At 39.9% G+C, this 13,918-nt stretch carries 15 protein-coding genes; 12 read left to right on the top strand and 3 right to left on the bottom strand.

The window, feature by feature from the left end; translation table 11 throughout:
- Window positions 1-445 precede the first annotated feature (445 nt).
- The 6 genes from J7I93_RS16605 to J7I93_RS16630 all read left to right on the top strand — a co-directional run bounded on the left by J7I93_RS16605 (window position 446) and on the right by J7I93_RS16630 (window position 4,733).
- Window positions 446-952 (top strand): PaaI family thioesterase, encoded by a 507-nt coding sequence (locus tag J7I93_RS16605; RefSeq protein ID WP_214727003.1) that lies wholly within the window; start codon window positions 446-448, stop codon window positions 950-952.
- A 42-nt stretch (window positions 953-994) separates the two neighbouring features.
- Entirely contained in the window at window positions 995-1,375 is a 381-nt protein-coding gene (gene pcaC, locus J7I93_RS16610) for a 4-carboxymuconolactone decarboxylase (RefSeq protein WP_214727004.1), read from the top strand.
- A gap of 169 nt (window positions 1,376-1,544) precedes the next feature.
- A complete protein-coding gene (locus J7I93_RS16615; protein ID WP_214727005.1) occupies window positions 1,545-2,219 on the top strand; it encodes a GntR family transcriptional regulator in 675 nt (224 codons plus the stop codon).
- Window positions 2,216-3,058 (top strand): fumarate hydratase, encoded by an 843-nt coding sequence (locus tag J7I93_RS16620; RefSeq protein WP_214727006.1) that lies wholly within the window; start codon window positions 2,216-2,218, stop codon window positions 3,056-3,058. Before J7I93_RS16615 ends, J7I93_RS16620 begins: the two co-directional genes overlap by 4 nt.
- Window positions 3,059-3,081: 23 nt before the next feature.
- The gene (locus tag J7I93_RS16625; protein ID WP_214727008.1) at window positions 3,082-3,663 is read left to right on the top strand and encodes a FumA C-terminus/TtdB family hydratase beta subunit; all 582 of its coding nucleotides are present in this window, start codon (window positions 3,082-3,084) and stop codon (window positions 3,661-3,663) included.
- On the top strand, window positions 3,660-4,733 hold the full coding sequence (locus tag J7I93_RS16630) for a tartrate dehydrogenase (RefSeq protein ID WP_214988225.1): 1,074 nt from the start codon (window positions 3,660-3,662) through the stop codon (window positions 4,731-4,733). The genes J7I93_RS16625 and J7I93_RS16630 overlap by 4 nt, the downstream gene beginning before the upstream one ends.
- Window positions 4,734-5,266: 533 nt before the next feature.
- On the opposite strand, the gene J7I93_RS16635 is transcribed toward J7I93_RS16630, so the two are convergent.
- Genes J7I93_RS16635 through J7I93_RS16645 form a run of 3 tightly spaced genes read right to left on the bottom strand, consistent with a single transcriptional unit; the run spans window position 5,267 to window position 7,363 of the window.
- Window positions 5,267-6,310: a DctP family TRAP transporter solute-binding subunit gene (locus J7I93_RS16635; RefSeq protein ID WP_214727011.1), complete on the bottom strand. Its 1,044-nt coding sequence runs from the start codon at window positions 6,308-6,310 to the stop codon at window positions 5,267-5,269.
- Window positions 6,237-7,211, bottom strand: coding sequence for an NAD(P)-dependent oxidoreductase (locus J7I93_RS16640; RefSeq protein WP_214727012.1), 975 nt, complete (start codon window positions 7,209-7,211; stop codon window positions 6,237-6,239). The genes J7I93_RS16635 and J7I93_RS16640 overlap by 74 nt, the downstream gene beginning before the upstream one ends.
- A complete protein-coding gene (locus J7I93_RS16645; protein WP_214727013.1) occupies window positions 7,208-7,363 on the bottom strand; it encodes a hypothetical protein in 156 nt (51 codons plus the stop codon). Before J7I93_RS16645 ends, J7I93_RS16640 begins: the two co-directional genes overlap by 4 nt.
- A 218-nt stretch (window positions 7,364-7,581) precedes the next feature.
- Between J7I93_RS16645 and J7I93_RS16650 the strand changes: the two genes are divergently transcribed.
- From J7I93_RS16650 to J7I93_RS16675, 6 genes are read left to right on the top strand one after another with little or no spacing between them, the layout of a single operon-like run.
- Window positions 7,582-8,136 carry a TRAP transporter small permease gene (locus tag J7I93_RS16650; RefSeq protein ID WP_214727014.1) on the top strand — a complete coding sequence of 185 codons (555 nt, stop codon included), beginning with the start codon at window positions 7,582-7,584 and terminating at the stop codon, window positions 8,134-8,136.
- A complete protein-coding gene (locus J7I93_RS16655) occupies window positions 8,133-9,401 on the top strand; it encodes a TRAP transporter large permease (RefSeq protein ID WP_214727015.1) in 1,269 nt (422 codons plus the stop codon). Before J7I93_RS16650 ends, J7I93_RS16655 begins: the two co-directional genes overlap by 4 nt.
- Window positions 9,402-9,438: 37 nt before the next feature.
- The gene (locus tag J7I93_RS16660; RefSeq protein WP_214727016.1) at window positions 9,439-10,083 is read left to right on the top strand and encodes a GntR family transcriptional regulator; all 645 of its coding nucleotides are present in this window, start codon (window positions 9,439-9,441) and stop codon (window positions 10,081-10,083) included.
- Between the two features lie 50 nt (window positions 10,084-10,133).
- On the top strand, window positions 10,134-10,994 hold the full coding sequence (locus tag J7I93_RS16665) for an HpcH/HpaI aldolase/citrate lyase family protein (protein WP_214727018.1): 861 nt from the start codon (window positions 10,134-10,136) through the stop codon (window positions 10,992-10,994).
- A 15-nt stretch (window positions 10,995-11,009) separates the two neighbouring features.
- Window positions 11,010-12,362 carry an MmgE/PrpD family protein gene (locus J7I93_RS16670; RefSeq protein ID WP_214727019.1) on the top strand — a complete coding sequence of 451 codons (1,353 nt, stop codon included), beginning with the start codon at window positions 11,010-11,012 and terminating at the stop codon, window positions 12,360-12,362.
- Window positions 12,363-12,385: 23 nt separating this feature from the next.
- Window positions 12,386-13,849 carry an SLC13 family permease gene (locus tag J7I93_RS16675; RefSeq protein WP_214727020.1) on the top strand — a complete coding sequence of 488 codons (1,464 nt, stop codon included), beginning with the start codon at window positions 12,386-12,388 and terminating at the stop codon, window positions 13,847-13,849.
- Window positions 13,850-13,918 lie beyond the last annotated feature (69 nt).

Here is a 13,918-nt window from a genome sequence, read left to right on the forward strand (position 1 = left end):
CCTCAGTGTCATAATTATAGTATTTTTCTATCTTTTTATATATTATATCAGTTTTATAAATACTTTCATAGTGCAATAATGCTTATTTCTATGCAAAATAAATATTTGTTTTATAACATTAAAAAAATTCAGAAAAGTATAGACGTTTTTTATTGGATCCAGTATCCTAATAGTAGATATTAAAAAATTTGGCTGTTAACGTTCATGGTTGATATTTGACTTGTTAGATTGAACCTGAAGCGGGAAATCCTTGAAAATGCATTCAGTTCAAGGAGCGGATTTAATGTTCTGCGGTATAAGCGATTCAAAGGGATAAGACCTTGCTTGCTTATAGCTTGGAGACTCTCCGGGCCTGCACGCGGTTCGCTGGGCTTCTTAAGCAGAAATAACCCCGAAAGTTCAACAGAGCCAAACATTAAAGGGAGGAGGGGGACGAATTAAAACAATGACAGTTGCCAGTGATATTTTAAGAGAGCTTGAGACTCTTTCGAGTGAGGAATTAAATCAGGTATCCCATGTTATTAAGGCGCTTAAAGGAGCAAAAGAAGAACTCCATTATACTGGCAGATTATTAGGAATTGGTTTTGAAGAGAATGGCGAAATGAGTATGAAATTGGGTATGCAGAATGCCAATACATATGATGTTGCCCAGGGAGGAGCCCTCTATACATTGGCAGATGTATCTATTGGTTTTCACATAATGACTAAGATACCAAAAGATTCCCAAGTCTACACTTTGGAACTCAAAATGAATTATATTAGGCCTGGCAAAGGAAAAAAGCTGTTTGCAAAACCAGTATTAATTCATTTAGGGAAAAGCACAGTTGTTTCAGAGTGCAGGATTATAGACGAAAAAGATCAAACAGTGGCAATTGCTTTAGGCACATTTTTTTTAAAAAATGACCGCCAGCGTAAAGCGAGTACCTGTAGTGAAGATCAACAATCAAGGTAGCAGAGCCTAAAAAATGAAAAAGTTAACTAAGGAGGAATTATAATGACAGTAAAATTTGATGAAGGTTTGCAAGTGCGGCGTGAAGTATTAGGAGCTGAGTATGTTGATAACTCCATAAAAAATGCAACAAGTTTTACAAAGCCTCTCCAGGAATTAGTTACTGAATATTGCTGGGGAGAAATCTGGACTAGAGATGGTTTGCCTAGAAAGACGAGAAGCATCATTAATTTAGCTATGTTAACGGCATTAAATCGCCCGCATGAATTAAAGCTCCATTTACGCGGTGCCATTAATAATGGAGTAACAAAAGAAGAGATCCAGGAAATATTTTTGCAGACTGCCATCTATTGCGGCGTGCCTGCATCACTTGATAGTTTTAAGGCAGCTCAAGAAATATTTAAGGAAATGGAAATAGAAGAATAATAGTTATCCTCTTTTCACTGAAACACCATTCTAGAAGGTTAGAATTGGAATGGTGTTTTTTAAATACAGTTAATTTTTATTGAATATTTAGATAATTTATACTATTATAAAAGTAAAGGTGTCGACAGCCGACAGATCTGAAAACATGGACAACGAAAGGGGGGCAAATGTGAATCAAAAACCACTTGAAAAGGCACTTCCGTTTTACCTCCAAATTCAGCAAACCATAAAAGAACGAATTTGGCACGGAGAATATAAGCCAGGAGACCGTCTGTATGAAGCTCAGCTTGCCAAGCAATTCTCAATCAGCCGCAGCCCTGTAAGAGAAGCGATTCGAACTTTGATTAATGAGGGTCTTTTGATCATGGATGAAAAGTCGCAAATAACTGTATATAAGCCTGTTTTAAAGGATGTAAAAGATATATATGGCTGCAGAATTGCTCTTGAATCCGCTGCTGTAGCTCTTGCAGCACAACGGGCAACAGAGTCACAAATAGCTGAACTTGAAAGAATTTTAGCCGAAACGGAAACTTCGATCGAAAAAAATGATAAGGAAGAAATCGTTAAATGGAACACAAAGTTTCATGAACAAATTATCTTAATTAGCGGAAATGTAAGATTAAAGAAACTGGTGGATGAGCTTCATTCATTAACCTATTATTATAGGCTTTTGAATATCGAGGGTAACGAACGAGGCCGCATTATTCTAAAAGGACACAAAGATATCTTTAAAGCGATTAAAGAGAGAGATCCTGAAAAAGCATCGGAGAGCTTAAAGGAACATAAGCAAATGGATTTAAAGAATCTAATTGAACTTATTGACGGAAAAGGGGAGATAAGATGAGGATAGTTGATGCGGAGGTTTTAAGTGAAAGCGTTGCCAAGCTTTGCTGGGAAGCCTGTTACTATTTGCCAGAGGATGTTTTGGCAGGGTTTAGGCGTGCCGAAAAAACAGAGGCTTCTCCTATTGGCAAGTCCATTCTTCAACAGCTGATGGAAAATGCAGATGAAGCCAAAAATAATCATATGCCTTATTGCCATGATACGGGGATGGCAGTGGTTTTTGTAGAAATAGGGCAGGATGTGCATATTACAGGCGGCAATTACCTCGATAGCATCCAAGATGGCGTAAGGACTGGATACAGAGAGGGCTATCTAAGGAAATCGGTTGTAGGTGATCCTCTGCTGCGCGTTAACACAGGAGATAACACACCAGCTGTGGTACATACGGAGATAGTACCAGGTGATCAGATAAAAATTACTGTTCTGCCAAAGGGCGGCGGCAGTGAAAACATGAGTGCCATGAAATTTCTGCTCCCAGGGGAAGGCGTTGAAGGAGTAAAGAAGTTTGTTTTGCAGACGATCAAAGATGCTGGAGGTAAGGCTTGCCCGCCAGTCGTTGTAGGGGTGGGAATAGGAGGAAGCTTTGATAAAGTGACTTCCCTGGCCAAGCATGCGGTATTAAGAGAAATTGGCGTTCATCACCCTGATCCACATATCGCACAGCTGGAAGAGGAATTGCTAGAAGCTATTAATGATACTGGAATTGGACCTCAAGGCCTCGGAGGGACCAGTACAGCTCTTTGGGTGCCGATAGAAACCTATGCATGCCATATTACGGCATTGCCGGTTGCAGTAAATATACAATGCCATGCTGCAAGAAAGAAATCAGTAATTATCTGAATAAATAGATAGGAGGGTTTAAAATGCCAGAATACAGGCTGCAGACACCTATTACCAAGGAAGATATAAAAAAATTAAAAATCGGCGATACGGTTCTCCTATCAGGAACCATTTACATGGCTAGAGATGCTGCACATAAAAGAATGGTAGAGCTGCTTGAGAACAATGAGCCTTTGCCAGTTAACTTGAAAGGGGAGATTATCTTTTATGCCGGTCCATGTCCTCCAAAACCAGGACAGGTAATTGGCCCGGTAGCGCCGACAACAGCATTTAGAATGGATCCGTATGCACCTGCCATGTACGAATATGGGGTTGTAGGAACAATCGGCAAAGGGCCAAGAAGGGATCTGGTCAAAGAAGCGTGCAAGAAATATGGTGCCATTTCATTTGCAGCTATAGGCGGATTATCCACCATTTTAAGCAGGAGAGTTAAAGCAGTTCAAGTAGTTGCATATGATGATCTGGGTCCAGAAGCAATCCGAAGATTAGAAGTACAAGATTTTCCGCTGCTTGTGGCATATGACTCAAACGGTGAGGACTTATACCAGCAGGAAATAGCAAAATATGAAAATTATAACCAAAAAACAAACAAAGGAGCTGTATGACGATGAAAAAATATGAAATAGCCGTAATACCTGGAGATGGAATTGGAAAAGAAGTAGTGCCTGTATCATTAAAAGTATTAGAGACGGTTGCAGAAGTGCATGGAGGATTAAAATTTGATTTTCAATCCTTTCCATGGAGCAGCGAATATTATATCGAACACGGAAAGATGATGCCGGAAGATGGTTTAGGTACACTAAAAAACTTTGATTCTATTTTTCTTGGTGCCATTGGCAACCCAGCTATAGTACCAGACCATATTTCTTTATGGGGTCTGTTAATTAAAATCAGAAGAGAATTTGAACAGTCGATTAATATTCGCCCTGCAAAATATTTTAAAGGCTTAAAATCGCCGTTAGTTAACCCTAATGATTTTGATTTAATCGTAGTAAGAGAAAACAGCGAAGGTGAATATAGTGAAGTAGGAGGCAGAATTCACAAAGGTGAGGATGAACTTGCCATCCAGAATGCTGTTTTTACAAAGAAAGGGACAGAACGGGCAATGCGATATGCCTTCGAACTTGCAAAGAAAAGAAGAGGGCATTTAACATCAGCCACCAAGTCTAATGGTATTTTCCATTCCATGCCTTTCTGGGACGAAGTCTTTAATGATGTTAAGGGAGATTATCAGGATGTCCAGACAGCATCTTATCATATTGATGCACTTGCTGCATTTTTTGTTACCCGTCCGCAAATATTTGATGTAATTGTGGCGAGCAACCTGTTTGGTGACATTTTAACCGACATTGGAGGAGCAATTATGGGCAGCATTGGAATTGCACCAGCTGCGAACATCAATATTAATGGAAAATATCCATCCATGTTTGAGCCTGTCCACGGTTCTGCTCCTGATATCGTTGGCAAGGGAATAGCTAATCCAATTGGACAAATTTGGACTGCCAAAATGATGCTGGATCACTTCGGTGAAGAGGAACTTGGTAAAAAGCTTCTTGATGTAATTGAGGACGTTACAAATGACGGTTTTAAAACACCGGATATTGGGGGAACATCATCCACTGAAGAGGTTGGAGATGAAATATGCAGAAGGCTTAAAAAGGCGGTTTCTGTGTAACTCTTACTTATATAATATTTATAAAAAGGGATCCCAGCAGCGAAATGAACTGGGATTCTTTTTTTGTCTTGATAAATATTTCTTTTCGTATAGATTGTTGTTTTTGCTTAAGAACTCTGCCCGTTGATTTCAGCACGAGGCACTCAGCGAACCACGGGGCTACCGGGAGCCTCCTCGACGCTCTGCGTCTGCGGGGTTTCCCTTGGAACGCTACTCCCGTAGGACGTTGAATAAGCTTCTTCGAACGGACACCTCGTCGTAAGAAAATGTGGCAGCATTTTCGAGGATCTCGCGCCTTCCGCTCCAATCAACTCAGTGATTAAAATTGGTTTGAAAGCAACAAACTTTGGGAAAACAGCGTTATTCTAAAATCAGAAGCAGACCGATAACATCTTCCGCGTCTAGATCATGTTAAATGAAACTGTCTATTAACCAAGACATTTATCAAACTCAAAAATAGCTGAAACAAAAACAACCGCTGCCAATTTAGCAGCGGTTGTTTTTCTCTTTTCCCTTTGTAAATGGGGATTCTATTATTTACTTTCAGCGTCTTCAATAATATCTTTGCCGATGACTTCTGCATATTCATCATAAACTGGTGCAAGAGCTTTTTTGAATGCTTCGATTTCAGCATCTGAAAGCTCATTGATTTCAACTTGCCCATTTTCTTTTAATTTTGCCAAAGCATCGTCATTAAGCTGTTTAGCCGATTCTCTTGCAAGCTTGGTTCCTTCGTCAACACCTTTTTGTACAACCGCTTTTGTTTCTTCGTTCAGACTATCCCAAAACTTAGTGTTAGTAAGCAATGCATAGTCAACACGAGTATGGCCCATAATGGTCATATACTTTTGAACTTCGTCAAACTTCTTGGATTCAATGTTGCTGAATGTGTTTTCTTGGCCGTCAACAGTTCCCTGCTGAAGAGCAGTGTATAATTCACCAAATGGAATGGAGGCAGACCCTGCTCCTAACTCATCATATAACGCCTCAAGTAATTGGCCACCTTGCGTACGGATTTTCATGCCTTTCAAATCTTCTGGTTTAGTAATTGGTTTTTTATCATTAGTCATGTGCTTGGCGCCATTTGGCCACATCGCCTGTCCCAGCACGCCATCTTTTTCTAAGCGCTGAAAGATTTCTTTTCCTTTTTCTCCATCCCAGAAAGCATTAGCTGCTTCATCAGTTTCAAAAAGGAAAGGCATTGCAGGGATATTGAACCCAGGATCGTTACCAACTAGCTTAGACATATCTGGCAGGATAAATTGGACGTTATCGGCAACTAAGTTCTGATACTCGTCTTTGTCGCCAAATAAAGAGCTATTAGGATAAACCTGAACTTTTATTTTGCCGCCAGACTCTTCCTCAATTACCTCTTTCATTTTTAAGGCACCTTGGTGCTTTGGCGTATTTTCAGCTACGACGTGAGAAATTTTAATGGTTATCTCTTGAATTCCGTCACTCTCCGCTCCGCCGCCTGAGCTTGATCCTTCAGTCTTTTCAGAATTACCGCAGGCTGCCAGGGCGAACATCAATACCAGAGTCAGAGCCGCCAGGAACAGTTTTTTCATTTTCATCATTTAAAATCCCCCTTTGTAATAGATAGGTTGAGACAAATTTATTTATCTCTGTATGGTCAGCTTCTTTGTCCAATGCACTGCTAGCTTCACTGAATCTTTGGTATATGAATTGAGGCAATGAGGTAGCAGCATTTGCATCTTTGAAAAGCTGGTTTGCCATTCCTATGTCTTTTTTTATTAGTTCAAGAGAAAATCCCGAGTTATACGCTTCTGTCAATATGAAGTTTGGAAACTTATATTCTGTAGAACCGCTTCTTCCGGTACTTTGATTGATCACATGGATGGCTTTTTCCGGCTCTACACCAAAGTTCTCCAATAATTGAACAGCTTCGCATGATGCTAAAAGATGGGTAGCAGATAAGTAGTTATTGATTGCTTTAATTAAGTGGCCGCTTCCAGAAGGTCCAACTAATGATATGTTGCTGCCCATGGCCTCTAGCAAACGCTTACATTTCTCGAAATGTATTGCTCTTCCTCCGGCCATAATGGTTAACGTCCCATCAACCGCTTTTTTGACTCCCCCGCTAACAGGAGCATCAATAAAACCTATATTGTATTGCTCCAGCTTTTTATGATTTTTTCTAGTATCTGCGGGATAAGAACTGCTCATATCAATGATCATGAGGGCATCCTGATTTGTCTGGTTTCCGGAGGTGCTGACAGCTATGATCTCTTCCAGTATTTTATTTACGATAACAGAAGAAGGAAGCATCAGAATAATACATTGCACTTGGTGAATCCAATCTTGTATATTGCCGGTATGGCCGCCAGATGCCCGATGTTCTTCTAATGCGTTTTCACTTACATCTGCCCCAAAAACATTATAGCCTTTTTCCAAGAGGTTTTTTGCCATTGGCAATCCCATTTTTCCAAGCCCGATAAAACCAATATTTTTAATCATAAAGGAAAAACTCCTTTAAGCTCCTTATGTAAAGAGCCACCCTGCTTTCTTCTTGGATCAAGAGCATCATTTTTCAAAAACCCTTCGGATCTCTTATGACAATGTATGAAGAATTTTTCGTTTAATGCTAAAGTCCTATTTTTTAATACCACCTTTCGACCTCCTTTTTGGATTTTGGATACAAAATAAATTCTGACAAGGTGTTAATACAGGCTGATGAAAATAGTATAACAAAACAGTTGAATATTGTGAATACACAAAAAATAATAAAAAAATAAAATTTTCTGTTTATTTTTATTTTCATTTCTTGTATATTGAAAAAGAAACCAAGCACGGATTGGATACAATCCAAAAAAAGGAGTTGATTTGTATGAAGCTCTTTAAATGGCTCGATCGCATCGAAGAAGGAGCAGCTGGATTGCTATTTATTGGAGGAGTAGTGGTAAGTTTATATGGTGTATTTACTAGATATGTTCTTAATGCACCACAGGCATGGGTAACAGAGATTTTCGAATTTCTGCTGGTTTGGGCCATATTTATCGGTTTTGGAATGGCCTTAAAAGACAATCGCCATATTCAAGTAGAGTTATTGTTTGATTTGCTGCCAAAAGGAGTAAAAAAGATCGTTGCCGGTATTAGTAATATAATAGGAGCGGGGTTCTCCTTTTATCTCGCTTTTTCATCCCTGGAATTGATAACGCTTTCAAAGGAGCAGGGGATTACTACCATCGATGTTGGTATTCCAATCTGGATTACCTATCTGGTTCTGCCAGTGGGCATGAGTTTACTGGGATTGTACTTTATTGTGAAGTCTTATCGTGCATTTACAGGAGATAAACGTGAAATCACAGGAGAACTTGAACATCTCTATGAAGAGATGCAGGAATTAAACAAAGAAACTGAGCAGAAGGGAGTAGGAGCATGAGTCCGGTTTTAGTGTTATTTTTGGTGTTTGCCGTTTTGTGTCTTATTCGAGTCCCGATTGCAGTCAGCTTGGGGTTATCCAGTATCGTCGCTCTTTCAATGATCGATTTTACACTCTATACTGTCATCCAAAAAATGTTTAACTCTTTAAACTCCGCAACACTAATGGCTATTCCAGGATTTGTATTTGCCGGAATCATCATGTCAAAAGGCGGTATATCCTTTCATTTGATTGAAGCTCTAAAATCATGGGTGGGCCATATTCGCGGAGGACTTGCGGTTGTAACCATCCTTGCATGCATGATTTTTGCAGCTATCTCCGGTTCAAGCCCTGCTACAGCCGCTGCCATCGGAAGCATCATGATTCCCGGAATGGTGAAAGCAGGCTATAGCAAGCGTTATGCGATGGGGTTAGTTGCAGCTGCAGGAACGCTAGGAATCCTGATTCCGCCGTCAATCCCTTTGATCATCTACGCATCGGTTGCGGAAGAATCTGTTGGAAAGCTGTTTGCCGCAGGAATAATCCCTGGCTTATTGCTGGGAGGTATTTTGCTGGTTTCCGCAATCGTGAATGCAAGAATAAATAATTATGGTAAATTGCCAAAGCAGCCAATGGATGTTCGCTGGAAAAAAACTTATAAAGCTATTTGGGGATTCCTTCTTCCGGTAATTATTCTAGGAGGGATTTATAGCGGAATTGTAACACCGACTGAAGCTGCCTTTGTTTCATGCTTCTATGGAATCATTGTTTCAGTATTTATTTATAAAGAAATGTCATTTCCTAAGTTTAGGGAAGTGCTTAAGGAATCAATCAATATTACTTCAATGATTTTCTTAGTTATTGCTTCTGCTATGATATTCGGAATGTTCTTAACGACTGAACAGGTTCCGCAAAGTTTTGCAGCTTGGATTGAAGAAAGCACAACGAACAAATGGATCTTTATGATTGGTGTCAATTTAATGTTCTTCGTACTGGGAATGTTCCTGGAAGCTGTAGCAATTATCTTGATTACACTGCCAATCCTTCTTCCGGTTTTAGTGATGTTTGATATTAATATTATCCATTTTGCGATCATCATGACCATTAATATGGAATTGGCAATGATTACACCTCCGGTAGGATTAAATCTATTCGTTGTGAGCGGGATAACAAGAGAGAAAGTAGGGGAAGTGGTAAGAGGGGTTCTTCCTTTCTTTGCACTCATGCTGATTGCACTTATTTTTATTGTAATCTTCCCGCAAATTTCACTATTTTTAGCAAAATAATTCTTGGCAGTTTACATAATGTCTAAGGAGTTTTCAAATGAACCAAGTTAAAGAGTTTCATACACTGCAGGAAAAAGTCACAGATATGATTAGAGAGTCCATATTCACGCATATATATAAACCAGGGGAAAGATTGATACAAGATGAATTGGCTGCAAGGTTTGGCGTAAGCAGGATGCCTGTAAGGGAGGCGCTTCGCTGTCTGGAGAGAGAAGGGCTAGTGGCATTTCTACCCCATAAAGGGGCCCAGGTAATTGGCTTCAGAAGGGAAGATATAGAAGAATTATATTATCTGAGGGCACTCCTGGAAGGCATTACAGTCCAAAAATCTATGAATTTTCTTACTAAAAAGGATAGGGCAGAACTAAACACACTGGTTGGAAAAATGGATCAGGATATTGATAACAATGATATGGATTCCTTTATCACCCATAATCATCAGTTTCACCTGCTGCTTCAAAAGGGGTGCAATTGGAAAAAAATAAAATTGCTGACGAAGGAATTTATTGAGGGTTATCCTGCACATGTTCCAAGCCTCATTCCAAAAACAATGTTTGTTTCGAATGAAGAACATAAACAAATGCTAAGAGCACTTGAATTGAAGGATCCTATTATGCTTAGGCAGCTGGTTGAAAATCACATCATGAGGGCAGGGAATGCGCTTACTCAAGTAATTGAGTAAGTTATTTCTTCACAAGAATAGGATCCAATATCCATTAAGGGGGAGTTACGATGGCACCAAAGCGTTCCTATTTATTTGTTCCAGCTATTTCTGAAAAAATGATGGGAAAAGCAATATCCAGTGAAGCAGACAGCGTTATTTTCGATTTGGAAGATGCTGTAGCCATGAATGAAAAAGAGATAGCAAGGGAAAGAGCAAAAAACTATTTACTAAATTATCCGGCTGAAAAAGACGTATATATTAGAGTCAATGATTTTACTACAGTGTATTGGAGAAAAGACATCGAGTGTGCCGTGGAATCAGGAGCGAAGGGGATTATTGTTCCGAAATCGGAAAGCGGCAGCAATATGAAAGTTATTTGCCAAACAGTGATTGAGCTGCTTGATAGAACAGGCAGAAAAGGGGAACGTTTTGAAGTACTGCCCCTTATCGAAACAGCGTCTGGCGTTCACTTTGCCTATGAAATTGCCAATTCTCATTCCTTAATCCCAAGGCTTGTGTTTGGTTCCATTGACTACTCGCTTGATATAGATTGCGAGCTTACGGATGGGGGCGAGGAGCTTTATTATGCAAGGTCACAGATTGTAAACGCATCAAGGGCAGCTGGAATTGGCAGCCCAGTAGACGCAGTATACCCGGATCTTTCTAGTGAGGATGGACTTAAGAAAGAGGCAGTCCGTGCCAGAATTTCAGGTTTTAAATCCAAGCTGGCCATCCACCCGAAACAGCTGCATGTAATCCATGAGGTCTTCACCCCGGATGAAAAAGTATTGGAAGAGGCAAGGGAAATTGTAGAAGCATTTGAAGAGGCAGAACAAAAGGGAAGTGCATCTATTTCTGTTCGAAATAAATTGGTGGATTATCCTGTATACAAAAAAGCAAAAGGGTTATTGCAGTATTCAGCTTTATAATAAGGAGAGATCTATATGGTAACCAGTCAAATTGCCAGAAATATCATCCGTACAAAATTTGGCGAAATCAGCGAAAATGCTGTTTACGAAGCAAAAAGAAGTCTATTAAACTGGCTGGGCGTTGCTATTGGGGCAGCCAATCATGAGTCGATGGACAAGGTTTTAAATGTTTCAAAATTGATGGAAAGCAGCCCGCAAGCGACCATTCTGGGAAGAAAAGAAAAGGCGGATATGCTTTTTGCTGCTTTGCTAAACGGAATGTCCTCCCACATCTATGATTTTGATGATACACTGCTTGAAACGGTCCTTCATCCTTCTTCACCTGTTTTCCCTGCTGTATTAGCTTATAGCGAATTTAAGAAAAAAACAGGGAAAGAGGTTTTAGAGGCCTTTATTATAGGGTGTGAGGTACAGGCCAGACTAGCCCTGTCTGTTTATCCTTCCCATTATTGGCGGGGGTGGCATATAACAGGCAGTGTAGGGGGAATTGGAGCCGCTGCGGCAATGGGCAAGTTATTGGAGCTGGACGAGGAAAGAACCTCCTTTGCCATTGGGATTGCCGCTACAGATCCTACCGGGTTAAGGGAAATGTTTGGAACCATGACGAAGCCTTACCATCCGGGAAAAGCGGCTATGAATGGGATGCTTGCTGCATTCATTGCAGGCGAAGGATTTACAAGTTCTAAAAAAGCATTGGAAGCAGAACGTGGGTTTATCAGCGTTTTATCTGAAGAAAATAAGTTGGAGCTTCTGACAGATAACTGGGGAGATAAATGGGAAATTGAGAAGAACAGCTATAAACCATTTGCCAGTGGAATCGTGACCCATCCTGCAATTGACGGTATAATAACAATCCAAAAAGCCCATAACTTAAAGGCTGACGATATTGCAGAAATCACAATAACTGGACACCCGCTTGTTAAAGAACTTACCGGAAAGACTAAATTTTCAACAGGGCTGGAAGGCAAGTTTAGTGTATATCATTGTGTGGCTGCAGGCTTCCTCAATCTAAAAGCAGGTGTAAATGAGTTTACGGGTGAGTTTGTAAATAAACCTGAAGTAAAGGCTTTAAGGTCTAAAATAAACTTAACAATTGATGAAAAGATAAAAGAAGATCAAGCAAAATTAACAGTGAAACTGACAGATGGAAGAGAGCTTAACCATTTTGTGGAGCATGCTATCGGAAGCAAGGATCTGCCTATGACAGATGAGCAATTAATCGAGAAGTTTAAGGACGTAACAGGAAACATTATTAATGGAGAGTCCAAAAATAGATTAATAGATTTAATTTATAGGTTTGAAGAACTGGAGGATTTGGATATCTTCTTTAATTTATGCAAACCGGTTGAAGCTGCTGGCCGAATTTAGCTTAAAGAAAGAAGGAGACTAGAATGGGTACTCCGAATACCAAGGCAAAAGTAAATTTCGTGCCAAAAGCTTCCCGGGCAATTTCTGTTCATTCTTCAAAAATCATTATGCTTTTATCGGGAATTATCTTTGCAGCAGCCATATATGCAATATTGCCTGGGGAGAATTATTCGGGAAAAGTCATGCTTGCGCTGTTGGCACTAAGTGTTTTTTATTGGACGTTCGAGCCCTTGGAACTTGGTGTTACTGCAATCTTACTGCTTGTTCTAATGTTATTGTTCAAAGTTGTTACGATGGAGATTGTCTTTAGCGGTTTTTCATCCCCAGCTATCTTTCTTATAATAGGCGGAATGATGCTTGCAGAAGGGGTAAATGATACTCCTCTTGCCAAAAGGCTGGCTTATTTTATTTTAGCGAAGTGGGCAGGTACAGCAAAAGGGCTATTAGCGAGCATCCTTATAATTCCCCAAATTCAAGCGTTTTTTATCCCAGCTGTTGCTGTAAGAGCGACTTTGTTGCTGCCGGTTGCACAAATGTCACTTGATCAAATTGGAGTGAAGGAAAATGAGAACCTTCGCAAGATGATTCTGCTGGGGGTAGCATTTGGCGGAACGATAAGCGGAACAGTAGTTATGACAGCAGCAATTGGCAATATTTTAACGGTTGAGCTTTTAAAACAATTCCTGGGGATTCAAATTACTTATATTCAATGGTTTATTTACACATTTCCCATTTGGCTTCTCCTTATTCCTGCGGCCTGGTATGTATTGATTAAATCTTTTCCCTTGCCTGAAGACCGTCAAGAATTTCACCATGTGAAAAAGGAAATGAGAAACAAATTGAAAGATATAGGTCCTATTAATCTCGCTGAAAAAAAATGTATAGGAATTTTAACGCTTATTGTTGGGCTTTGGTTTACAGAATCTTTACATGGCCTGCATCCAAGTATTCCTGCTTTAATAGGCGTCATATTGATGGCGCTGCCAGGTGTGGGCTGTTCAAAGTGGGAGAATATGGTGAAAATTAATTTCGATACTATTCTCATAATGGGAGTTACTTTATCCCTGGGCTATGGATTCAATCATTCGGGTGCCGCTGAATTAGTTGGTGGGAGTTTAAGTGCAGACTGGATCATTGATTTGCTCCGATCCCCAGTTATAGGCGTTATTTTTATTTTGTTCATCACCCAAATTTTGCATCTTGCAGTAGCAAATGTATCAACCGCTGTTGTCACTTTGATTCCAATTTTTATCGGATTATCAGCTAAAGCTGGTGCTGACCCTGTGCTTATTTGCATTACAGCCTCTCTGGCATGTTTGCACGGTTATATACTGGTTGTCGAAGCAACACCCAATATCATCGTTCACAGCACTGGCCAAATCCAACAGAAAGAGTTTGTGATACCGGGACTTCATATGACTATGATTATGATTCTGGTAACCATTTTTACAGCTGTAACATGGTGGAATTGGATCGGATTTTTATAAAAATTCAAAAAATAGCTGAAAACTATAGACATGTTAAATTGGATCCTATATCCTAAAGCTAAAATAGGA

The organism is Bacillus sp. ISL-47 (assembly GCF_018613175.1).
In the GTDB taxonomy this organism is placed as follows: domain Bacteria; phylum Bacillota; class Bacilli; order Bacillales; family Cytobacillaceae; genus Cytobacillus.

Coding starts and splice junctions, on each gene's coding strand:
- J7I93_RS16605 (WP_214727003.1), top strand. CDS start 446: ATGACAGTTGCCAGTGATATTTTAAGAGAGCTTGAGACTCTTTCGAGT.
- pcaC (WP_214727004.1), top strand. CDS start 995: ATGACAGTAAAATTTGATGAAGGTTTGCAAGTGCGGCGTGAAGTATTA.
- J7I93_RS16620 (WP_214727006.1), top strand. CDS start 2,216: ATGAGGATAGTTGATGCGGAGGTTTTAAGTGAAAGCGTTGCCAAGCTT.
- J7I93_RS16625 (WP_214727008.1), top strand. CDS start 3,082: ATGCCAGAATACAGGCTGCAGACACCTATTACCAAGGAAGATATAAAA.
- J7I93_RS16630 (WP_214988225.1), top strand. CDS start 3,660: ATGACGATGAAAAAATATGAAATAGCCGTAATACCTGGAGATGGAATT.
- J7I93_RS16635 (WP_214727011.1), bottom strand. CDS start 6,310: ATGATGAAAATGAAAAAACTGTTCCTGGCGGCTCTGACTCTGGTATTG.
- J7I93_RS16640 (WP_214727012.1), bottom strand. CDS start 7,211: ATGATTAAAAATATTGGTTTTATCGGGCTTGGAAAAATGGGATTGCCA.
- J7I93_RS16650 (WP_214727014.1), top strand. CDS start 7,582: ATGAAGCTCTTTAAATGGCTCGATCGCATCGAAGAAGGAGCAGCTGGA.
- J7I93_RS16655 (WP_214727015.1), top strand. CDS start 8,133: ATGAGTCCGGTTTTAGTGTTATTTTTGGTGTTTGCCGTTTTGTGTCTT.
- J7I93_RS16660 (WP_214727016.1), top strand. CDS start 9,439: ATGAACCAAGTTAAAGAGTTTCATACACTGCAGGAAAAAGTCACAGAT.
- J7I93_RS16665 (WP_214727018.1), top strand. CDS start 10,134: ATGGCACCAAAGCGTTCCTATTTATTTGTTCCAGCTATTTCTGAAAAA.
- J7I93_RS16670 (WP_214727019.1), top strand. CDS start 11,010: ATGGTAACCAGTCAAATTGCCAGAAATATCATCCGTACAAAATTTGGC.
- J7I93_RS16675 (WP_214727020.1), top strand. CDS start 12,386: ATGGGTACTCCGAATACCAAGGCAAAAGTAAATTTCGTGCCAAAAGCT.